Source organism: Prosthecobacter sp. (assembly GCF_014879935.1).
Classification (GTDB): domain Bacteria; phylum Verrucomicrobiota; class Verrucomicrobiia; order Verrucomicrobiales; family Verrucomicrobiaceae; genus Prosthecobacter.
The window spans coordinates 1-22,231 of the sequence record NZ_JACSRD010000278.1 but is presented as its reverse complement, the minus strand read 5'-3'; the positions used below and the strand labels follow the sequence as shown (position 1 = coordinate 22,231).

The following is a 22,231-nucleotide window of genomic DNA, read 5'->3' as shown; positions in this document are numbered from 1 at the left end:
CGTGGCAGCGCAGGATCTGCGGCGACCTCGAACTCCCACCCGTTCCACCATGAAACGAATCCTGAAGCTGTTTCCCGCCCTGGCCGCTGTGGCCTGTCTGAACTCCGCCTCCGCCCAGGAGGAGGAGAAGCCGAAGAGCAAGTTTGTGATCCCGCCGGATGCGAACGGGATGAAAACGGTGATCGCCGCGCCGGAGAAGGTGCGGCCGCTGAAGGTGGGCATCTACTGCGGCCCGGGAGCCCCGGAGAGCGGCGTGGAAAATGTGCTCAACGTGCTCAAACCCTTTCCGCAGGTGAGCGCTGTGAAGCTCAGTGGCGAGGAGATCGGCACGCAGAACCTCGGCCTGTATGACGTGCTGGTTTTCCCAGGCGGCAGCGGCTCCGGGCAGTCAAAGGGCATCGGTGAGGCCGGGCTGAAGCAGGTGCGCGAGTTTGTGGGGAACGGCGGCGGCTACGTGGGCATCTGCGCCGGGGCCTATCTGGCCTGCTCAAACTTCTCCTGGGGGCTCGGCATCCTGAATGCGGGCACGGTTTCCAGCAAATGGCGTCGTGGCCAGGCGATGCTGGACCTGGAGACCACCGCCGATGCCACGCCGGTGCTGGGAGAGGTGAAAGGCCCCTTCAAAGTGCGCTACAACAACGGCCCGATCCTCAAGCCGTGGACGCGCTCCGACCTGCCGCCTTACACGACGCTGAGCGTCTTCCGCACGGAGGTGGCGAAGTACGGCTCCCCGGAAGGTGTGCAGGTGAATTCCCCCGCGCAGGCCATCGCCACGTACGGAAAGGGCCGCGTGTTCGTCTCCAGCCCGCATCCGGAAAACACGCCGGGGCTGGAGCACCTGATCCCGCGCGGCATTTTCTGGGCTGCTGGCGAGAAAAAGGAGGCCGTGCTGCCATGACCGGCCGTGCGCTCGCTTTCATCGTGCTGCTGGCTGGCGTGACGCAGGCGCAGGAAGGCTACAAGTCGCCCTACAGCGTGAAGTTTTCCTTCCCGGAGGAGGAATTGACCGGCGATCTGGTCAAAGGACCGCGCTCCGACTGGAAGGACCACGCCACAGTGCCCTACAGCCAGTGGCAGGATGCGTCGAATCAACGCCGCTGGGGCTACTGGGGGCCTTCCATGAAGCATTTCGGCCCGCCAGCCGGTCTGGCGAAGAAAAGCCCGCAGTGGTCGCGTGAGCGCGTGATCGCCACGGCGCTGCGTTACGTCGGCTACAGCTATCAGCATCACCATGTGCCGGAGTGGGAACCGCCTGCCGACTGGCCGCGTGATCCGGAGCAGAAGACGCCGGTGGGAAAGGGCGTGGACTGCAGCAACTTCACCGGATTCGTGTACAACCTGGCCCTCGGCATCCTGCCTTCGACCGGGATCAAGCAGCAGTCCGAGATGACCGAGGCGGAAGGTCCGGGCCCGGGCCGCCGGGTGCTGGTGAAGCGTCTCGAACTGCCAGCGAGTTACGAAGCCTTCCCAAAGGAGCTGAAGACGGGCGACCTGCTCTTCGTGAAAAGCACCAAGGGCAATGTCTCGCACGTGGTGCTGTGGGTCGGCAGCATCGGCCAGTCGCCTGACGGCATGCCATTGATCCTGGACAGCACCGGATCTGGCTCACGCGACGCGAACGGCGTGACGATCCCGGATGGCGTCCAGCTCCGCCCGTTCAAACGCACGACGTGGCATTTCACGCAGGCCAGCCACGTGCTGCGCATCATTCCGGAGGACCCCTAGCCGCATGAAGCCCCTGCCCTTCCTGCTTGCCACACTGATGGCCGTCACCGTTCTCGCGGAGGATGTGACGCCGGGAGGGAGCATTTTCGGGCAGCGTCAGTTCATCGAATACGTGAAGGGAGACCTGCCGCTGGTCATCGCTGTGCCGCATGGCGGCCGCCTGCAGCCCGGAGACATCCCGGATCGTGCCACAGGTGTGCGTGACATCGATGCCAACACGCAGGAACTGGCCCGCACGATCGCCGAAGTCATCCACGAGGGCACCAGAGGCCAAGCGCACCTCGTGATCTGCCATCTGCATCGCAGCAAGCTGGACGTGAACCGCGAACTGGCCGAGGCGGCTCAGGGAAACGCCCTGGTGGAGCAGGCCTGGCGCGAGCATCACGAATTCATCGAGCAGGCCTGCGCCACGGCGGTGAAACAGCACGGCGTGGCCTTCCTGATCGACCTGCACGGCCACGGACATGCAGATCCACGGGTGGAGCTGGGTTATCTGCACAACGCCCTGGCGCTGGCAGACTGTGACGAGGCCTTGAACGAGGCCACCTATGTGCACGCCAGCAGCCTGCGGTGGATCGTGGAACACAGCCCGCTCAGTCATGTGGAACTCCTGCGCGGGCCGCGGAGCTTTGGCGCGATGCTGGAGGCAAACGGATTCCCCGCCACGCCGAGTCCACGCATGCCGGTGCCCACGGAGCCGTTTTTCCGCGGCGGCTACACCGTGCAACGGCACTGCGTCGCCAGCCGGAACATCACCGGCCTCCAGATCGAGGCGAATCGCCCGCGATTGCGCGACACGGCGGAAAACCGCCTGAAGTTTGCACGCGCCCTGCTTCCCACTCTGCAAACTTACTTCACCGCCCATCTCGGCTTTGGCATCGACGGACGCAAACCGGCCGCCACCGTGGGTCCCATGGCAAATTCACAGCCCGAGGGGACGGTGCCTGTGCCAGCCCAGTGAGGCGGCAGGACTCCGCGCCATCACCCATTTTAGTGATACGAGACCACCAGGGTCGGCACGCTGTCTGCGAATGGGTGTGGTCCCCTTGCAAAGAAAAACCTCCTCAGGCGAGACCGGTGCACAGCGCTGGTCCCTGCCCCACGCGCCATGAACCCTTCTCGAACCGTCATTCGTGCTGCTGCCGTCTGCCTGGCCCTTCACGTCGTCATGTCGTCACCGATCCATGCGCAAACCACCACCGTCTGGGATGGTGGCCCGAATGGCACAGGCACCTCCTGGGCCACCGCCGAAAACTGGACCACGGATTCGGCCCTGCCGAGCGCGGTGAACTCGAACGTGCTCATCGACAACCGCACCAATCCCGGCACGATCAGCACGCTCACCATCAGCAACACACGAACGCTCGGGCTGATCACCTTTGACAACGTGAACTCGGTGCTCGCCGCCACCTTGAACGTGGACACCAATGGCAGCGGCACCACCGCACGCACCCTGACCCTCCACAGCGGCATCACCTTGCAGAACACGGCGACCACCGTGGCCTTCCGCGGCAGCAACGGCACTCTTTCCATGGTGCTGGGCGCCAACAATGTCTTCACAACATCGACGGATTCCTACCTCCAGATCAATTCAGGCGTGGTGATCAGCGGTGGATTTGGCATCACGGTGGCTGGCACGGGTGCCGTGGGCCTGAACGCGCCAAATACCTTCACCGGCGGAGTCACGGTGCAGAATGGCAGCACCCTTCGCGTCGGTGCCGGCACGCAGGGAAATTCGTCCAGCAGCACCGTCACAGCCGGTGTGCTGGTCAGCGGACAGGCGGGCACGGGCACGCTGACGCTGCAAAACGGCTCCACACTGGTCTCTGGCGGCAGCGGCGCACGCACGCTGAACAACAACCTCACGCTGGAGGGCTCCGTCACCTTCGGCGCGGCGGCCACCTACACCGGCAGTTTCACCTTCACATCGGTGAACAGCACCGTGGATGACACGCTGAACCTCACCACGCCCAGCACGATCACGCTTCTGGGGAACACGACTGTGACGAGCCTGGTCACAACCAGCTTTTTCAATGGGGTGAACGGAGCTTTCAGCCTCACCAAGCAAGGACCCGGCATCCTGCGGATGAGCGCCACGAACACCTACAGCGGCGGAACGACCGTGGCCTCAGGAACGCTCGAGTTCGGGCGCACCGGTTCTTTGGGCACGGGCACCGTCACCCTGGGCTCCGCAGGCGGCGGCAATGCGTCTTTGTTGAACTATCTCGCGGGCTGGACGCTGGCGAACAACATCATCGTGGCCGCAGGCAGCGGCGGCACGCTGACGCTCGGCTACACCAGTGGCGCGGCGTTCAGCGGGCTGTTCAGCGGCAACATCACGCTGAATGACGCGGTCACACTGCGGAGCGACGCGGCGGATGGCTTCGCATTGCGCCTGTCCGGCAGCATCAGCGGGGCCTACGACCTGACCAAGACAGGAACCGGCACCGTGCGGATCGAGTCAAACAACACAGGTTTTTCAGGCCGCACGCTGATCACCGCAGGCACGGTGCAGTTGGGTTCGCTCAGCGGCAGCACTGCCGGGGCGCTGGGAACCGGTGAGATCGTGAACGACGCCGCGCTGGTCATCAATCGCACCAACGACTTCACCATGGGCAACGTCATCAGCGGCACCGGCAGCATCACCCAGACCGGCACGGGAACGACGACTTTGACGGCTGCCAACACCTATTCGGGTGTGACTTCATTGAATGCGGGTTCGCTGCTGGCGGCGAATGCCTCCGGCTCCGCCACGGGCTCAGGCGCTGTCAGCACCGCCTCCGGAACCACGCTCGGTGGCACGGGCACAATCGCCCCAGGCGGAACAAACGGCGTCATCATCGGAGGAACTGTGGCTCCGGGCGTCGCAGGAACGAATGACGGCGTCGGGACGCTCACTTTCACGCCTGTCGATGGCAATGTGAGCCTTCAAGCCGGCAGCAGCGTCGTGTTTGAGCTGCGAGCCAATAGCGACAGTGACAGGATCGTCTTCGATGCCTCCGGTTCCGGCCAGATGGACTTCTCCCAGATGTCCGCTGGCAGCATCAGCGTGATCTTCACCGGCGGCTACACGCCCGCGCTGAATGATTCCTTCGACTTGATCGACTGGGCAGCCGTTTCGGGCTCAGGAATGAGCGGTTTGAGCGCGGGGCTGCTGAGTCTCACCACGACCGGCTTCGATCCTTCGTGGACATGGGACACCTCCCTGTTCGCGGACAGCGGCGTGATCTCGATCGTGATCGTTCCGGAGCCGGGCCGCATGGTTTTGCTCATTGTCGCGGCAGTGGCGCTGTTGTCGCGCCGCCGCAGGTAGATCGTGCGACGTTTTCGCCAATATACGCGAGGCTTCTCCGTTGGACATCTGGCACGGAATCCGCGTGTATGCGTCGCACTGATCAACGTGCGTCTGCCATGCCCAAAATCGCCTCCTCGAAGCCCCTCAGCAAAAACATTCACCTCCAGCGCTGGGTTCAGAAAATGGCCGCGCTGTGCAAGCCTGACAAAATTCACTGGGTCGATGGCTCGAAGGCCGAGTACGACCGCCTGTGCGATGAAATGGTCGAGTCCGGCACCTTCATCCGGCTGAACCAGAAGACGTGGCCGGGTTGCTTCTACTCGCGCAGCGATCCCAGCGATGTCGCGCGTGTGGAGGAGCGCACCTTCATCTGCAGCCACTCGAAGGAGGGCGCGGGCCCCACGAACAACTGGATGAACCCCTTCGAGATGAAGGAGAAGCTCCGGAAGCTCTTCAACGGCTGCATGAAGGGGCGCACGATGTATGTGCTGCCCTTCAGCATGGGGCCGGTCGGCTCGCCGATGTCGCAGATCGGCGTGCAGCTCACCGATTCGCCCTATGTCGTCGTCAACATGCGCATTATGGCCCGCATCGGCAAAAAGGTCTTCGACTTGATCGACCAGGGCAAGGTGCGCGTCGTCCCCTGCATGCACACCGTGGGCGCTCCGCTCAAGAAGGGGCAGAAGGACGTGCCCTGGCCCTGCAACAAGGAGAAATACATCGTCCATTTCCCCGAGACGCGTGAGATCTGGAGCTACGGCAGCGGCTATGGCGGCAACGCCTTGCTCGGCAAGAAGTGCTTCGCCCTGCGCATCGCCTCCGCCATGGCCCGCGATGAGGGTTGGATGGCCGAGCACATGCTCATCCTCGGCGTGGAAGACCCGAAAGGGCAGAAAACCTATGTCGCAGCGGCTTTCCCGAGCGCCTGCGGCAAGACCAACTTCGCCATGCTCATCCCGCCGGACCATTTCGCCAGCAAAGGCTGGAAGGTCTGGACCGTGGGCGATGACATCGCCTGGATCAAACCGGATCCCGATGGACGTCTCCACGCGATCAACCCCGAGGCAGGCTTCTTCGGCGTGGCTCCGGGCACCAGCGACAAGACGAATCCGAACGCCATGGCCTCGTTGCGGAAGAACACCATCTTCACCAATGTCGCCCTCACACCCGATGGCGGCGTCTGGTGGGAAGGCATGACCGACGAGCCTCCGGCGAAGTGCACCGACTGGCAGGGCAATCAATGGACGCCCGAGATCGCCAAGGAGAAAGGCACCAAGGCCGCGCATCCCAATTCACGCTTCACCGCACCTGCATCGCAGTGCCCCACCATCGATCCTGACTGGGAGAAACCGGAAGGTGTGCCGATTTCCGCGATCATCTTCGGCGGCCGCCGTGCCTCCACGATGCCGCTCATCTACCAGGCCTTCAACTGGGTCAGCGGCGTCTATGCTGGCGCCACCATGGGCAGCGAGATGACCGCCGCGGCCGCCGGCACCATCGGCAAGGTGCGTCGTGATCCGATGGCGATGCTTCCATTCACCGGCTACAACATGGGCGATTACTTCCGCCACTGGATCAGCATGCAGCGTCGCATCACCGAGACGCCGCGCATCTTCCACGTGAACTGGTTCCGCAAGGACAAGGACGGCAAGTTCCTCTGGCCGGGCTTCAGCGAAAACATGCGCGTGCTCAAATGGATCGTGGATCGCGCCAACGGCCACGGCATGTCGAGCGAGACACCGATCGGCTGGGTGCCCCGCTACAAGGACATCGACTGGAAGGGGATGGACTTTTCGAAGGAGAAGTTCGACGAGCTGCAAAAGTTCGACCGCGACGCCTGGCGGCAGGAAATCCTCTCCCACGAGGAGCTGTTCCTCGATTTGAAGACGCATCTTCCGAAAGAGCTCATCTACGAGCGCGAGCTGCTCATCTGCCGCATGTAGGACGAATCTCCAGATTCGATCCCTCAGCGCCCGCCCAACAGTCCGCGTCGATCCTGGATAACACCGGGTGTCGTGCACGTATGATGTCGCGTCATGAGCGCCACGCCCTACGCCGCCACTCCTTCGAAGCCCGCCGCTGTCCTCAAGGACAAGATGATGAAAGGCCACACGGTCTTCGGCATGCTCGTCCAGCACGCCATCGTGCCGTCCATCGTCGATTTCATCCCGGATGGCAGCATCGACTTCGTCATTGTCACAGCGGAGCACAACGCGCTCGACATCGCCGACTTCATGCCGCTGCGCTACGCCCTGGCCGCGAAAGGCATCGCCACCCTCGCCCGCACGCACAGCCGCGACGCCGATGACGTCGCCAAAGTGTGCGATTCCTTCGACGGCGTGGTCATTCCGTATGCGGAGGATGTCGAGCAGCTCAAACGCCTCGCCGCCGCGGCTGTGTATCGGCCGCTGAAAGGCGAGGCGCTCGAAAAAGTCATCCGCGAGGGCAAATGGCCGAGCGAAAAGACCCGCGCATACGTCACGGAGCAAAAATGCGCCGACACGCTCTTCGTGCCCATGATCGAATCGGTGAAGGCGGTTAAAAATCTGGACGCGATCTGCTCCATCCCAGGCGTGAGCGCCCTTTTCATCGGTCCCAATGACATGACGACGAACATGGGCATCCCGAACGAGTACGATCATCCCGACTTCATCGCCATGGTGCAAAAAGTCATCGACGCCGCCGACAAACGCCACATCCCCGCCGGTTCATGGTTCGGCAAGACCGACCAGCAGCTCCGCGCTATCAAACAAGGCGCCCGCTTCATCTGCCACTCCAACGACAGCAGCCTGCTCAAGGACGCGATGACGGAGGTGTTTGGGAAGCTGCGGAAGGGCTGAGGCATCAATAGGGCGCAATAAAAGGGGGCAGAATGTCAGCGTAAGCCAATAGCAGCCGTGAACTGCCTGCCAAAAACCGCTCTCTCGCCGCGTAGGTCTCCATCATGCTTCGGAAAACCCTCCTCCTCTGCTGCATCGCCACAGCCAGTCTCGCTGCGGAGCCTTTGAGCTTCGTGCGAGACATCCAGCCTATTTTGACGAAGGCCGGCTGCAATGCGGGCGCTTGTCATGCGAAGGCGATCACCGGTCAGCGCGGCTTTCGCCTCAGCGTGCTCGGTTTTGAACCGGAGGAGGACTACGAGGCCATCGTGAAGCAGGGCAAAGGCCGCCGCGTGTTCCCGCCGGCACCGGAGGAAAGCCTGCTCATCACCAAAGGTGCCGCCATCGTCCCGCACACGGGCGGCAAGCACCTCGAACCCGGCTCCGAGTTTTATCAGACACTCGTGCGCTGGATCGCCGAGGGCATGCCTTACACGCAGCCAAACGAGCCCACACTGAAAGAGATCGCCGTCGAGCCGTCGCGCATCACGTTGAAGCCGAAAACGGCGCAGCAGCTCAAAGTCACCGCGCGCTACTCCGACGGCAGCAGCCGCGATGTGACGAAGCTCGCGCTGTTTGAAGCCAACGACACCGCCATGGCCTCCGCGACCGACAGCGGTCTCGTGAACACGCTCGACTTGCCGGGCAATGTCGCCGTCATGGTGCGCTTTGGCGGCAAGGTGAGCGTGTGCAGCGTGTTGATCCCGCTCGGTGCGCCGGTCGAGTCGCTGCCTCCTGCCAAAAACTTCATCGACCAGCTCATCTTCGCCAATTTGAAGCAGATCGGCATCCCGCCCTCGCCCATCTGCGACGACAGCACCTTCCTCCGCCGCGTCTCGCTCGACATCGGCGGCCGTTTGCCGACCATGGAAGAAACCAAGGCCTTCCTCGCCGACAAATCGCCCGACAAACGCGACCGCGCCATCGAGTCGCTCATCAACTCGCCCGACTACGCCGACTACTTCGCGAACAAATGGACCGCGCTGCTCAAAAACCAGCGCACCGAGGCCGCCGACATCACCGCGAACTTTGCCTTCCACGCCTGGATGCGCGACAACCTGCTCGCGAACACGCCTTACGATCAACTCGTCCGCCAGATCCTCGCCAGCACCGGCACCATCGTTTCAAATCCTCCCGTCGCCTGGTATAAACGCGTCAAAGAACCCACCACGCAGGTCGAGGACGTCGCCCAGCTCTTCCTCGGCGTGCGCATGCAGTGCGCGCAGTGCCATCATCATCCTTTCGAGCGCTGGACGCAGGCCGAGTACTATCACATGGCCGCCTTCTTCAGCCAGATTGGCCGCAAACCGACCGCCATCGCCGGTGAGGACCTCATCTTCCACAAGCGCGGCACCGCGCAGACCGAGCATCGCAAAACCCGCGTCATGCTGAAGCCCGCCGGCCTCGGCGAGCCACCGCTCGACATCGCGCCCGATGACGATCCGCGTCTCGCGCTCGCCGATTGGATGGCGCAGAAGAAAAACCCCTTTTTCGCCAAAGCGCTCGTGAACCGCTACTGGAAGCACTTCTTCAAACGAGGCCTCATCGAGCCCGAGGACGACCTCCGCGACACCAATCCGCCGACGAATCCCGAATTGCTCGACGCTTTGGCAAAACACTTCACCGACAACAATTTCGACCTCAAATCCCTCGTCCGCGTCATCGCGCAGAGCCACACCTACCAGCTCAGTGCCATGCCGAACGAGCACAACGCCATCGACCGCCAGGCCTTCTCCCACTTTTACCCGAAACGCCTCACCGCCGAGGTCCTGCTCGACAGCATCGACATGGTCACCGCCTCGAAAACCGACTTCGCCGATCTCCCACCCGGAACCCGCGCCATCTCACTCCCCGACAACAGCTACACCCGTGCCTCACCGTTTTTGAAAGTGTTTGGCCGTCCTGACAACACCAGCGTCTGCGAATGCGAACGCGTCTCCTCCGCCAGCCTCGCCCAAAGCCTGCACCTCATGAACGCGAGCGACGTCAAAGCCAAGCTCACCGCCAGCGGCGGCCGCGCCGAGCAACTCACCAAAGCCGAGATGCCCGAGCCCAAACGCATCCGCGAACTCTACCTCGCCGCCTTCTCCCGCGAACCCACCGCCGACGAAGTCCAAATCGCCGAAACCCACCTCCTCAAGCCCCGCATCGACGCCACCGGCAAGCCCCTCGACTCCCAACGCGCCAAACGCAACGGCTACGAAGACCTCCTCTGGGCGATTCTGAACACGAAGGAGTTCTTGTTTAATCATTGAGGCGGATTATGGGGAAACATGAGAGTGGATCTACGTGGATGGCTTCTGACATGTCTGGCAACACTCGGGTTGTCCGGATGCAACAAGCACACCGCTGAAGTTCCACGCGAATTGACGGTCATCCGGCCTGCTTTTCCGAAGTCAGTTTTCATCTCGTCCCCTTGGGACTGCAAGTTGCCAAACTTTGAAAAGCCGGAGGCGGTCAAAAAGGCGTTCCTGGCTCCTGCTGACACAAAGATCGTGTCGCTCAACAAGCCCGTCACTTCATCCACCCCGCCCACCAAGGGGCAAATCGGGTGGATCACCGATGACGAAGCCTTTTGCGGTCAGGAGGGTGAAAACACCGTGTCCTTTGAGACTCTGCCGTGCTGGATCCAGATCGATCTCGGCTCGAAGCATTTGATCGATCAAGTGTGGTTGTGGCACGATCAGGGAACGCTCGCCCGCCGGTTGACGCCCGAAGTCTTCGAAGATGTGATCGTCCAGCTTTCGAACGACGCCAAGTTCGCCTCCGACGTGGTCACGCTGTTCAATTCGGACGATGATGATTCCTGCGGACAGGGAAAAGGCACTGATCCGACCTACATGGATTCCAATCATGGTCGCGGAGTGCCTGCTGGAGGCCAACAAGCCCGTTATGTCCGCATCTGGGGCGGCAAAGCCTACTCAGGCGGCCCCTGCCGTTTCACCGAGGTGACGGTTTGGGGCCGGTGAAAAAATCGGGCAAATCAACCACTCCTCAGCGCCAACCTAGTTGTCGCTGATCGTCCACGCCCTTCAAGGCTGCCGTCACATTTCACGCCACCAGCCGCGTGAACGGATGCCCTTCATTCTGGTCGATGCGTTCGGGAAGGCCCTTGTGATTGTAGGTGAGCTTGGTGTGATCAATGCCCATCAGATAGAGGATCGTGGCGTGGATCGAATGCACATGCAGACGATCCTCAATGGCATACAAGCCGAGGTCGTCCGTCGCGCCGTAGGTTTGGCCGCCTTTGACGCCGCCACCGGCCATCCACATGGTGAAGCCGGTGGGGTTGTGGTCGCGGCCGTCGCCTTGCTCAGACATGGGGGTGCGGCCGAATTCACCGCCCCAGATGACGAGGGTCTCGTCGAGCAGGCCGCGGGCCTTCAAGTCGGTGAGCAGACCGGCGATGGGTTTATCGACGGAGTTGCAGTATTTGCCGTGATTCACCTCGATGCCCTTATGCGCATCCCACTTGCTTCCAGCGCCGCTGTAGAGCTGCACGAAGCGCACGCCGTTTTCGACGAGGCGACGCGCCAGGAGGCAGTTGCGGCCAAAAACCGCCGTCGCCTCGTTGTCCATGCCGTAGAGCTTCTTGGTGGTCTCGCTCTCCTTGCTGAGATCGACGGCATCCGGTGCCTCGGCCTGCATCTGGAAGGCGAGTTCGTAGCCTTTGATGCGGGCGTCGAGCTCGGTGTTGCTCATGCGCGTGGCGTTGTAATCGCGGTTCAAAGCACCGAGCAGGTCCAGTTTGTCGCGTTGACGCACGCGATCGACGCCCTTCGGGTTGTCGAGGAACTTGATCGGCGTGCCTTCGGAGCTGAACTCGACGCCTTGATACACGGCGGGCATGAAGCCATTGCCCCAGTTGCGTGCGCCATTCACCACCGTGGCCTCGCTGTCCTTGATGACGACAAAGCCGGGCAGGTTCTGGTTTGACGTGCCGAGGCCATACTGCGCCCAAGCTCCGAGCGAGGGACGACCACCAAAGACGGAGCCCGTGTTCATCGAGCACACGCCACCGGCATGATTGATGCCGCTGGAGGCGCAGGAATGAATCACCGCGAGGTCATCGGCATGCTGCGCCACATGCGTGAACCAATCGGAGATCCACAGACCGCCTTGTCCGTGCTGTTTCCAGGTGCGTTTGCATTCGAGCAACGGCGATTTCGTCTCGCCCATCGCCGTGATCGGTGCCTTGAAGCTCGCGGGCAGTGACTGGCCGGCGAGTTTGTTCAGCAGCGGCTTGTAATCGAAGGTGTCGAGATGGCTCGGGCCGCCCTCCATGAAGAGGAAGATGACGCTCTTCGCCTTCGCCGGACGATGGGCGACACGCAGCGGTGCCGCGCTGGCCTGCTCCTGGCCCATCAACGCGGCCAAAGCGACCGAGCCAAAGCCGCAGCCGGCCGTTTGCAGGAAGTCGCGACGCGACGTGGGATGGTCGTAACGATGGCAGCGCATGGTCTTAGTAGGTTTAAAACGGTGAACGAAAGCTCTCTTCCTCACCTAAAGGCCATCACTGGCTGTTTTTTGACACGAAAAGTGCAAACAAAGCCGCCTCACCGGCAGATCGAGCCGGATCAGGGTTGAACAGCGAGACGCAGGTCTTGCAGAAACACCAACGGTTTGCAGGTGACGAACTCGGGGTAGAAGACGCCCACATCCTCCAAATGCTGATCGTAGGTGACAAGGTGCGTGGCATTCCCATTCAGCGCGGCGAGCAGGAACGGCGTGTCATCTGGATCGACCGGATAGTGGCGCAGGTGGAAGAACTTGATGGAAATCTGATCACCAAGAAGCATCAAATCCCGCAACAGCGTCCGCCTGCTCGCCAGAGGAATCCCCTTTTCGATGAGCTTTTCAGCATACTCCTGGAGCAGATCATCGGTGATGATGAGGGTGAACTCACCCGCCTTCCAACGACGCACGATTTCAGCATTCGGACTCTGTGGGCTCGCTGTCTTCTGAGAGGCCAGCATCACGTTGGTGTCGAGAACAGCTCTCTTCATGGAGGCTCAGAGCTGTTTGAGGATGTCGAAATAGTTTTTCTCAAAGCTCTCCATGGCCTGCTCTCGTGTGATTCCCGATGCTTTGAGCTTTTCTGCCTCAGCTTTGGCTTGCTCCACCAGTTCGCGAGCCTCCTGGCTATGGCGTCGAAGGCGCTTTTGGTTTTGCGCGATCTCCGCCCGCAGGAAGGAGACGAGGCGCACGCCGATTCCGGGGACCCGGGCGGCCTCCTCAGCAAGGTCAGCAGGGATGTCAGCGATTTCGGCGATGCTCATGGGCGAATGATACTTTCCGCCGAAAGCAGGTCAATCCTTCAATCTCATGCCCAAGGGCTGGGTTACCGGCTCAATGGAGATAGAAAAATTCGTTCGTGTTCAGCAGCACCTGACAAAGGTCGTTCATGGCCTGGCGGAGGGGATCGGCGTCCTCGACGCTCTTCACGTCGCTGCCGTTCCAGGCGAATTGGGAGTTCAGCGGATCAGCGGCGCGCCAGACGACGAAACCGGCGCTCCATTTTTCCGGATCGGCGCTCAAGGCTTTGTCGGCCACATAGCCGGTCACGATGCGCACGGCCTCGATGCTGCCATCCCATTGATGCGTCGGCGAGCGCTTGTTCAGGCCGCCGATGACGAGCTGTGAGGAGCCGAGGCTGAGCTTGGATCGGATGTCCATCGGCACTACAGCGGACTGCACCACAGCTCCCGGCGTGTCGAGATCGCGCACGGTGAAGGTGACGTTCTTGGCGGGGCAGGAAACCCGCGCGGCGATGTGATAGCGATGACCCAACTCGATGTGGATGTTCGAGGGCACGACCTGGTAGCCGATGTTCGAGTTCTCATCTTCGCCGACGACTTGCACGATCACGTTGCGAGGCTTGTAGCGCGATTTTTCGCCGGTGACGCCGAGACTCCAGCCAAAGGCCTCCAGGCTGTCCTTTCCGCCATTCCACCGCGAGGCCAGCGTGCGCACCGAGGCATTCACATCAATGCTGTTCAGGCTCGCCACGCCTTCGACGGTGAACTCATCGCCCTCTTTTTCGTTCGTGTTGATCAGCAGACGCTCGTGGGCGCTGTTTTCCTTGAAGGTCTCCGAGCCGTCACCTGGCTCCGCGACCTCGGAAGCCTTCGCTTGGGTCGTTCCGGCCCGTTTTTTCAAAAAGCCCTCCGCAGTGGCTTTTTCCTGCGGCGTCGGCGGACGGCCCAAAACGGCCATCCAGGCATCGTCGATGCTTTCCACACGCGAGGAGAGCTTGCGGGCACGAGCGAGCAACCAGTCGCCATTGAGCAATTGCAGCGCCTGGGTCGGCGTGGTGGTGCTCTGACGCTCGGCGGTGCTCGCAAAGCCCGCCGGCATGTCGAGCGCACGAAGAAGCTCGTTCGGGTTGTTTCGCTTCTTCATCGTGTAAACCGAGCGGCGTGTGCTGTTGCCATCGCCCGCAGGGCCACCGGATGCGGCGTCGAGCTCGCCACTGACCGCGAGCAGCGCATCACGCACCTGCTCGGCATCGAGACGACGCGGATTGAAGCGCCACAAGTAGCGATTCGACGGATCGACCTTCGACGCGACCTCATCCGGCTCCTGGCGGGCCGTTTGACGATAGGCGGCGGAGAGCATGATCTCGCGATGCAGCGGCTTCAAATGCCAGCCGCCCTTCACAAACTTCGTCGTGAGGTAGTCGAGCAGTTCAGGATGCGTCGGAGCCTCGCCCAGCTTGCCGAAATCGCTCGCGGTGGCCACGATGCCACGACCGAAGTGATACTGCCACACGCGGTTCACGATCACGCGGGTGGAGAGCTGGTTGTCAGGCCGAGTGATCCACTCCGCCAACGCCGTGCGGCGACCCGTGGAGGTCTTCGTGGCTTTGATCTTCGGCAGGCTGGTGTCGATGATCGAAAGGAAGCCCGGCTCGATCTGCTGCTCGCCTTTGCGTGTCTTGATCGCCACAGCCGGTGCCACCGGGCTCGCATCCGTCGCCACAAAGGCCTCCATCAGCGGCTTCGGCTTCAAGTGGTCGAACTTTTTGAGCTCGTCCTCCAGCGCCTTGTATTCCGCCTTCTGCTCGTCGGTCTTCAGGCTCTTCATCGGGTCAAAGCGCTTGCGCTCCACCGTCATCTGACGCTCGACGAGACCTGCGAGCTGCCTTTCCAGCGCATCACGCTTCTCCACCGGCTTCCGCGTCATCACCTGCAAATCATCCGTGAAGCGCGTGAGCGCCCGCTCGACCTTCGGTTCGAGCAACGGCTTCGTCAGCGCGTCCATTTTTGCGCGAATCTCTGCCGTGGCGGCCTCCCACTTCGCCTGCTGCTCGTTGAAGGCCTTCTTTTCCGCCGTCGTCGCCAGCGTCATGTCATCACGCCATTGCACCGGTGCCAGGAAGGCCCGCAGGCGGTAGTAGTCCTTTTGCAGGATGGGATCGAACTTGTGATTGTGGCAGTGGGCACAGCCCATGCTCAGGCCGAGGAAAAGCTCGCCCGTGGTGTCCGTCATGTCGGTGAGAATGATGTCCCACTGGCCGCGGGCATCACGCTGGTTCCATTCATACACCGGATGCCGCAGGAAGGCCGTGGCAATGAGCACGTTCGGATCATCCGGCGCGATCTCATCGCCCGCGAGCTGTTCTTTGACGAACTGGTTGTAGGGCTTGTCGTCGTTGAGCGACTTGATCACGTAGTCGCGATACGGCCACACGCTTGGGCGATACTCGTCCGCGTTGTAACCATCGCTCTCCGCATACCGCACGAGGTCGAGCCAGTGCTGCGCCCAGCGCTCGCCATAGCGTGGCGAGGCCAGCAGTTCATCGACGAGCTTCTCATAGGCCTTCGGGTCCTTGTTTTGCACAAACGCGTCGATCTGCTCCTTCGTCGGCGGCAGGCCGTGGAGGTCAAAATACACGCGGCGCACCAGTTCATGCCGGTCCGCATCCGGCGCGGGCTTCAGCTTCATCTCCGCCTGCTTCGCCGCGATGAAGCGGTCGATGTCATTGCGCACCCACTTGCCGCCCGCATCCGGTGGCGACACCTTTTTCACCGGCTGGAAGAACCAGTAATTCCGCTGCTCCTCCGTGAAGCCGCCCTCCGTCACCACGACCTTCTTCGAGCCATCCTCCGGCCACGGCGCACCGATTTGGATCCACTTCTCCAGGATCGCGATCTCCGCGTCCGGGATCTTCCCGCCATTGTTCTTCGGCGGCATCTGGAAGTCCTCATTCGTCCACCGAACCGCCTCCATCAGCGGCGACTTCGACGGCTCCCCCGGCACCACGGCGGGTCCGGTATCACCGCCCGTTTTCAGGTAACCAATGTGATCCACCCTCAGCCCGCCCTTCTGCTTCGTGTTGCTGTGGCACTCATAGCAGCGGTTCACCAGGATCGGCCGCACCTCCTTCTCAAAAAACGTCATCGCCGCCCGCTGCGCCTCATCATCCGCCGCCCACGCAGGCAGCGCCACGAAGCCAGAAAGAAGAACAAGAGAGGGAAAAAGTCGGAGCCGGTTCATTTCACCCTATATAAGGAGCCACTGGGCTGGTTTTGGACGCGAAAATTGGGTTTTCGTAGCCGGGATTGAGGCTTGGCTTTTTGGCTGGGGCGCCTAAAATCGCCATATGAGTGTTTTCACCGCCATATTGGAGCCATCCGCTGATGGCACGCTCCATCTTCCTTTGCCCGAGGCCTGGCGTCGTCTTCCTATACGCATCAAAGCCGAAATGGAACCTGCGGCACCTCAAGCCAAACGCACCGCGAAGCCTGGACTCTGGAAGAACCTTCAAGGCACCTTCTGGATGTCTCCTGATTTCGATGAGCCGCTGGAAGACTTCAAAGAATACATGGAATGAGGCTGCTTCTGGACACGCACACCTTGCTTTGGTTCCTGCGTGAACCGCATTTGCTGCCACCCCGGCTTTTGGAAGCACTCACCTCCGAGCAAAACGAGGCTTATGTGAGCATCGCCAGCCTGTGGGAGATCGCCATCAAGGCCAGCCTCAACAAGCTCAACCTGCCAAGGCCTTACGAAGAGCTTTTTCCTCACGCCGTGACGGACAGCGGACTGCACCTGCTGCCGATCCGCCCGGCTCACATTGCCGGCATTTGCCTACTCCCGCATCATCACCGCGATCCTTTTGATCGCCTGCTCATCGCTCAAGCCATGACTGAGAATATGACACTGGCGAGCTGCGATTCCCACTTCGCCGCCTACGGCGTCCCGTTGATCTGGTGAGGCGCAACTCACCCGCCCACGCTCAGCGTTCCCTCATGCGTGCCGGTTTTGAGCTTCACGGGCGATGACGTGTGATTGTGAATGACCGCATCACCTTTGAACACAACACCTTCACCACATTCCACGGGGCCGTGGACGAGGAGGCTGCGGCAGTGGAGGAGGCTGGGGGTGTGGGGGAAGTTATTCTCCAGGCCGTCCACGAGTTTGCAGAGCTTTTGATCGAGATGCAGATGCGGCGGCTGGCCTTCGCGACTGGGGTGGAGACGCAGGCAGAAGTCCTCCGTGAGCTCGTAGGCATCGGAACGCACGGCGAGCAGGTCGCTGGTCGTTTTCACCGGGGCAAAGCGCACGCGGGACACCTCGATGGCCCCCGCACCGGCGAAGCACTCGATGGCAGCGCCCATGGCCGTTTCGAGCTGGATGACCGCGGGCGAGCTCGCATCGCGAGGATCGACCGTCTTCTTGTTCATGATCGGCGGCAGCGGGATGAGGCCGTCATTAGCAGCAAGCGCGGCTTTTAGTGCCTGGAGGTCGATCCAGAGGTTGTTCGTGTTGAAGTAGCGATGGCGCTCGATGTCCTGGAAGTGCTTCTCATCGTCCTTCGGGCACTGCGCCGATTCACGCAGCAGGAAGCGCCCATCACGCAGCCGCACCGCGAGATGGCCACCCTTTTTATCCGACTCGGTGCGCCGCGTGACCTCCATGGCGAAAGGCATGCCGCTGTCGGCGAACCACGCGAGGATCGCCGGATCGAGCGTGGCGCCGAGGTTGTCGGAATTCGACACAAAGGCATAGCGCACGCCGCTGGCGAGCAATCGCTCCAACCATCCTGAACCAGCAAGGCAGGCGTAGATATCGCCATGGCCCGGCGGGCACCACTCTTGCTCGGGATTCGCGGGCCAAGGCGCAGGCTCCAGCGTGCTCGCGAGCACTTTGGGCACCTTATTCTGCATCAGCTCCCACACCTCGCGACCTCCAAGTTTCGGAAAACGAGCCTCCAGATGCTCGGCGGTATCCGCCGACGTGCTGAAGCTGTTCATCAGCATGAAAACCGGCACCTCGCCACCCGTCTGCGCCCGCAGCCGCAGGATCTGCCGGGCAATCAAATCAAGGAAGGTATCCTCGCCACGCACCGGCAGCAGCGATTTCGCCTTTTCCAACCCCATGCCCGTGCCGAGGCCGCCGTTGAGCTTGATGAGCACCGTTTGCTTCAGCAGTTCCGATGCCCGCTTGGCCTCCGGAGCCGTCAGCGCATCCGCCTTCGGCAAATCCTGCGCCGCTTGGATCGTGTCCTCCGGGATCATGCCCGTCTCGCCCGCCAGCAAGGCCGCGTAACTCCCGCGAAACGCCCGGATGGCCGATTCACTCAGGCCTTCCGCCTGCATTTTGTCACGAAACGGGGCAAACGAAGTCTCAAGTCGGTCGGATGGGGAATTTTGGCTCATGCGTGCTCAACGCTAAAAGCACGCTCACGCCTGAGCAAACGCAGATTCACCCTCTAAGGCATCTGGCAGGTCCACTTCGGCGAAGCAAAGTCGTCCTCTCGCTCCGCGAGAGGAACTCAGCGTGTGGCAATCACCAGCGGCTTGGAGTTTTAAAGGCTTTTCGTGTCAGCGGTAGCATCCAGCTCATCTTGCGGAGCAAGATGGCTACTTTGCTAGCGCCATCATCAGCGCCTCAGCGATGGCTGCCATGCCTTTATCACCCGGATGATTGGCGACGCCTGCGTGTTTGAACTCGCGCTCGGCTCGACCGTAGAGGCTTTTGTCGGCGCTCAAGGAACTGATGTTGCAGAAGATCCCGCTCACCGCATCACAAGCACTACGCAGCGCCTCGTCCTTGGCCGCATTCGCCCAGAAGCAACTGCGCACGAGGATCGTGGGCTTGCGGGTGCCTTGCAGCGACTTCAACAACGCGGTCACATCGGCTTGGAGCTTCGTCTTTTCTTCCGCCGTTTTCAAAGCGAGCACGTTCTCGCCGATGGCGAGCACGATGAGGTCCGCCTGGAAGTCGATGGCCTCCTTGAGCTTCGCGGCGAAGTCATAGCCCTGATGGGCCCGCTCGAAGTCGGCGATGTTTTTGACGAGGATCTCCGGTGCGGTGCCCTGCTTCTGCGTGAGCGAGGCCGTGAAGACATGCACATAGTCCTTTGCCTCCGAGCTCGCTGCCATACCCCAGTTGCCGCTCCAGTCGATGTCCGCCTTCGGGCCGTGTTTGGTGATGCTGTTGCCCAGGAAGAGCACCTTTTTGAAAGGTGTCTGCGCGAAAGTCTGGCTGACAAGGCAGGCGATGATGAGAATGAGGAGGCGATTCATGAGAGTTGTTTAGCGCATGACCCAGTCCCAGCGCTCGCTGGCTTGATTGAGCTGAAGTTCGAGGTCGGCGTCGGTGAGAAAACGTTGCTCGATGAGCTTTTGCACGGCGGCTTTCACTTGGTCGAGGTAGGCGGCTTTGCTGCCGTAGCGTTCTTCGAGTGACAAACGCGGATCATTCGTGGCTTCGCGTTCGGCTTTGGTCTTCGCAAAGGGCACCCAGGCTCCGCGCAGGAGGTAAAACTCGTGTATCGAGCCGAACTCCGACGGACGAAACACCCAACCTGTGCCGGTGCCGAGCGGCGCGGCGACATCCGGCACGCGAATGCCACCGAGGTCATTGCCATCGGCATCGCATTGCGGCACGAGCAGCGGCAGCTCGGTGCCTTCGCCTGCACCGCCGAGGAGTTGCGGATTGCGCACGCGGCCTCCGGCTTTAATGGCATTCGGTGCGGCCATGCCGGGCACTGGGGGCCATCGCACGTCGTTGATCGGCACAAGCGTGCCGTCACTGAGCTTGGGATGCACACTCGGCGGCGGTGCGAGGCCTTCGCTGACCCAGCGATGCATCGCCAAACGCAGTGCGAGGATGGCGGGATTGGCATTCACCGGGTTCGCCAAGGGCGAGCCTTTCACCTGCGAGGTCGGCGGGAAGGACGCGGGTCCATGCGAGGTGCTGGCGAAAAAATACGAGCGCACATTCTCCGGCAGCGCGATGTCTTGTTTGCCATCCGGCGTGGTGTGTATGAGCGCACCGACACGGCCCGCGCCCCAGTATTCGGCGGCCATGTTCGTGTAGAAAATCTTCGGCGCATGTCTCACGCGGGAATTGGCGAGGATGCCTTCGCTTTGACCGCTGACTGGGTCTTTCTGAGCCGTGTCGGCAAAGGGATACGAGGCCGTGTAGTAACCGGAAATGGCTCGCGGTGTGGACCAGCGCTGATTCAGCACGAGGCGACCCGCGCCCGCGACGTGCGACATGATGCCGTCGAGTGCGGTGCGGTCTTGTTCATCCGTGTTGAAGCCGAGATAGACAAAGTCACGCAAGAAGCGGCCACACTGCGACGCTCCGAAGGCGTAGGCGTGCTTCACCTTCGCGAGCGAGGCCGGATCGTGCTTCAACCACGCCACCGCATCGCGAATGGCCGCATAGCCGAGTCCGGCGATGGGCGGCGCTTCGGCGAGATAAAACACCTCGTAGGTCTTTCCGGGTTCAAAACCTCCCTTGAGTCGAAGACGGCCGTTTTCGAGGCTCCACTGCGTTCGCGGCACTTCCTGGCCTTCCGGGTAGGCGGCGCGATTCCGCACGATGAGACGGCTTTCAGCTCCCGTGATGTCCACGGGCGGATAATCGGTCAAATCGGTGATCGGTTGCTCATCGAGTCTTTTGTCCGGCGTGAAGACAGCGCTCACCACACCGCGAATCGGGCTGCCATCCTTGTTTTGTGCCCGTGGCACTTCCAGACGCATTTTATCCGCGGCCACATCGAACTCCCAGCCGACATTCACGAGCGTGAAGCCTGCTTTCATCACCCACTCGCTCAAGCTCGCCTTCCCACCGCGATTCGGAATCTCCACCCACGCTGCACCATTGCTCCGCGAGTCGTCTTTCGGTTTCCACAGTCTCAAATCAGCCACAAAACTCACTTTGCCCGCTGCATTCATCGGCGCTAGATCCACATCCGCGATGAAGGCGTTCTGCGGCTGCTTCGGATCGATCTCGAAGTGCAGCTTGCCGCTGAGCTGTTCATAGCCTGTGTTGCCGGAATCCGAACGATCCGTGATCGCAACGCGCACGACGGCGGCATGAGTAGAGAGTGCGAGGAAACCTAAATGGAGGAGAAGACGTGCGGGCAGATTCATCGTCCGAATACACCTGAATGAATGCCTTTTGGCAATAGCTCACGCCGTCTCCGGCATGAAGGTCGGAAACACAATGCCTTTCGCGTCAGCGACTGGGGCGGTGGATTGCGCTACGTGGAGCTCTACGTTGCGTGCGCCCCACGCGTAGGCGGTGCGCACGAGCGTGGAGGCGGCGCATGGAGCGAGGAAGACGAGCGTCTTGCCGCGAAGGCCATCGAGCGCTTTCCAAAGCAAGGCGATCGCCGTCTCTTCAGACGCAGCGGCGCCTGGGCCGATCATCGTGCACGACGGGTGCATGCTCATGCCAAGGAAACCGTTCACGGAGCCGTCTGCCCCCTCGGAGACGAGCAGACGCCATGCACCAACCTCGTTGCGCATGAAAAACGCAAAGTCCTTCTCGCGGCGGATGCCTTGCTGCGAATGCTCGAAATCGGCGATTCGCGCTGCATCGGCCAAAACGGCTGCGCGAACGCGTTCGATGCCCGCAGGCGCGGCGGCGGTCAGGCCGGTGTCTGGCACGGTGATGAGCAGATCTTGAAAAATGGCTCCTGGGACGAATCCGAGCCGCGTGTAGAGCGAGAACGAGTCGAGATTCAGCAGGCTCGAAACGAGCCGCGCAGGCTTGCCGAGGCGTTTCGCCTTCTCCAGCACGAGCGACATCATCTTCTTCGCGATGCCGCGTCCGCCTGCATCCGGCGAGGTGGCGACGATGCCAACAGAGACATGCGTTTCACGCTCATGCGAGAAGCACACGCCGACGATCTCGCCGCTGTCCCTGCGGGCGGTGACGCATTCGCCGGGATCGAGCGCCTCATACACATCGGGGAATAGCGTGAAAGGCTCGTGGCTATCGCCAAAGCGTGCGCCTTGGCCTAGGCAGTGTTTTAAAACCTCTTGAGCGGCTGCATCCAATCGATGACAGCGGCGAAAGCGAGCAG

The 22,231-nt window shown here is 61.6% G+C and carries 18 protein-coding genes; 10 read left to right on the top strand and 8 right to left on the bottom strand.

Translation table 11 applies throughout. The features are described 5' to 3' along the window. The first annotated feature begins 49 nt into the window (after positions 1–49). The 8 genes from IAE77_RS30165 (at position 50) to IAE77_RS30130 (ending at position 10,868) form a co-directional block, all read left to right on the top strand. Positions 50–898 carry a BPL-N domain-containing protein gene (locus IAE77_RS30165; protein WP_294235273.1) on the top strand — a complete coding sequence of 283 codons (849 nt, stop codon included), beginning with the start codon at positions 50–52 and terminating at the stop codon, positions 896–898. Then, positions 895–1,725, top strand: coding sequence for an NlpC/P60 family protein (locus IAE77_RS30160; protein WP_294235271.1), 831 nt, complete (start codon positions 895–897; stop codon positions 1,723–1,725). The genes IAE77_RS30165 and IAE77_RS30160 overlap by 4 nt, the downstream gene beginning before the upstream one ends. Positions 1,726–1,729: 4 nt before the next feature. Beyond that, a complete protein-coding gene (locus IAE77_RS30155) occupies positions 1,730–2,686 on the top strand; it encodes a hypothetical protein (protein ID WP_294235269.1) in 957 nt (318 codons plus the stop codon). 147 nt (positions 2,687–2,833) lie between these two features. Further along, positions 2,834–5,038 carry an autotransporter-associated beta strand repeat-containing protein gene (locus tag IAE77_RS30150; RefSeq protein ID WP_294235267.1) on the top strand — a complete coding sequence of 735 codons (2,205 nt, stop codon included), beginning with the start codon at positions 2,834–2,836 and terminating at the stop codon, positions 5,036–5,038. Positions 5,039–5,136: 98 nt separating this feature from the next. Beyond that, the gene (locus IAE77_RS30145) at positions 5,137–6,963 is read left to right on the top strand and encodes a phosphoenolpyruvate carboxykinase (GTP) (RefSeq protein WP_294235266.1); all 1,827 of its coding nucleotides are present in this window, start codon (positions 5,137–5,139) and stop codon (positions 6,961–6,963) included. 93 nt (positions 6,964–7,056) lie between these two features. After that, positions 7,057–7,860: an aldolase/citrate lyase family protein gene (locus IAE77_RS30140; protein ID WP_294235265.1), complete on the top strand. Its 804-nt coding sequence runs from the start codon at positions 7,057–7,059 to the stop codon at positions 7,858–7,860. Between the two features lie 104 nt (positions 7,861–7,964). Continuing rightward, positions 7,965–10,154 carry a DUF1549 and DUF1553 domain-containing protein gene (locus tag IAE77_RS30135; protein WP_294235264.1) on the top strand — a complete coding sequence of 730 codons (2,190 nt, stop codon included), beginning with the start codon at positions 7,965–7,967 and terminating at the stop codon, positions 10,152–10,154. 174 nt (positions 10,155–10,328) lie between these two features. Then, a complete protein-coding gene (locus IAE77_RS30130) occupies positions 10,329–10,868 on the top strand; it encodes a hypothetical protein (protein ID WP_294235262.1) in 540 nt (179 codons plus the stop codon). Positions 10,869–10,950: 82 nt separating this feature from the next. On the opposite strand, the gene IAE77_RS30125 is transcribed toward IAE77_RS30130, so the two are convergent. From IAE77_RS30125 to IAE77_RS30110, 4 genes are all read right to left on the bottom strand, one after another. Continuing rightward, the gene (locus IAE77_RS30125; RefSeq protein ID WP_294235260.1) at positions 10,951–12,357 is read right to left on the bottom strand and encodes a DUF1501 domain-containing protein; all 1,407 of its coding nucleotides are present in this window, start codon (positions 12,355–12,357) and stop codon (positions 10,951–10,953) included. A 119-nt stretch (positions 12,358–12,476) separates the two neighbouring features. After that, positions 12,477–12,905 carry a PIN domain-containing protein gene (locus tag IAE77_RS30120; RefSeq protein ID WP_294235258.1) on the bottom strand — a complete coding sequence of 143 codons (429 nt, stop codon included), beginning with the start codon at positions 12,903–12,905 and terminating at the stop codon, positions 12,477–12,479. A gap of 6 nt (positions 12,906–12,911) precedes the next feature. Continuing rightward, positions 12,912–13,178: a hypothetical protein gene (locus tag IAE77_RS30115; RefSeq protein ID WP_294235257.1), complete on the bottom strand. Its 267-nt coding sequence runs from the start codon at positions 13,176–13,178 to the stop codon at positions 12,912–12,914. Between the two features lie 70 nt (positions 13,179–13,248). Continuing rightward, complete coding sequence (locus IAE77_RS30110; RefSeq protein ID WP_294235256.1) at positions 13,249–16,350, bottom strand: PSD1 and planctomycete cytochrome C domain-containing protein; 3,102 nt, start codon at positions 16,348–16,350, stop codon at positions 13,249–13,251. A 154-nt stretch (positions 16,351–16,504) separates the two neighbouring features. Between IAE77_RS30110 and IAE77_RS30105 the strand changes: the two genes are divergently transcribed. Continuing rightward, positions 16,505–16,735, top strand: coding sequence for a DUF2281 domain-containing protein (locus tag IAE77_RS30105; RefSeq protein ID WP_294235255.1), 231 nt, complete (start codon positions 16,505–16,507; stop codon positions 16,733–16,735). Continuing rightward, positions 16,732–17,118 carry a type II toxin-antitoxin system VapC family toxin gene (locus IAE77_RS30100; protein WP_294235253.1) on the top strand — a complete coding sequence of 129 codons (387 nt, stop codon included), beginning with the start codon at positions 16,732–16,734 and terminating at the stop codon, positions 17,116–17,118. Before IAE77_RS30105 ends, IAE77_RS30100 begins: the two co-directional genes overlap by 4 nt. A gap of 8 nt (positions 17,119–17,126) precedes the next feature. On the opposite strand, the gene IAE77_RS30095 is transcribed toward IAE77_RS30100, so the two are convergent. The 4 genes from IAE77_RS30095 to IAE77_RS30080 form a co-directional block, all read right to left on the bottom strand. After that, the gene (locus IAE77_RS30095; protein ID WP_294235251.1) at positions 17,127–18,563 is read right to left on the bottom strand and encodes a UTP--glucose-1-phosphate uridylyltransferase; all 1,437 of its coding nucleotides are present in this window, start codon (positions 18,561–18,563) and stop codon (positions 17,127–17,129) included. Between the two features lie 204 nt (positions 18,564–18,767). Continuing rightward, entirely contained in the window at positions 18,768–19,433 is a 666-nt protein-coding gene (locus IAE77_RS30090; RefSeq protein ID WP_294235249.1) for an SGNH/GDSL hydrolase family protein, read from the bottom strand. 9 nt (positions 19,434–19,442) lie between these two features. Beyond that, complete coding sequence (locus IAE77_RS30085) at positions 19,443–21,227, bottom strand: alpha/beta hydrolase domain-containing protein (RefSeq protein WP_294235247.1); 1,785 nt, start codon at positions 21,225–21,227, stop codon at positions 19,443–19,445. A 105-nt stretch (positions 21,228–21,332) separates the two neighbouring features. Next, on the bottom strand, positions 21,333–22,231 hold an 899-nt coding region (locus IAE77_RS30080; RefSeq protein ID WP_294235245.1), incomplete at its 5' end, for a GNAT family N-acetyltransferase.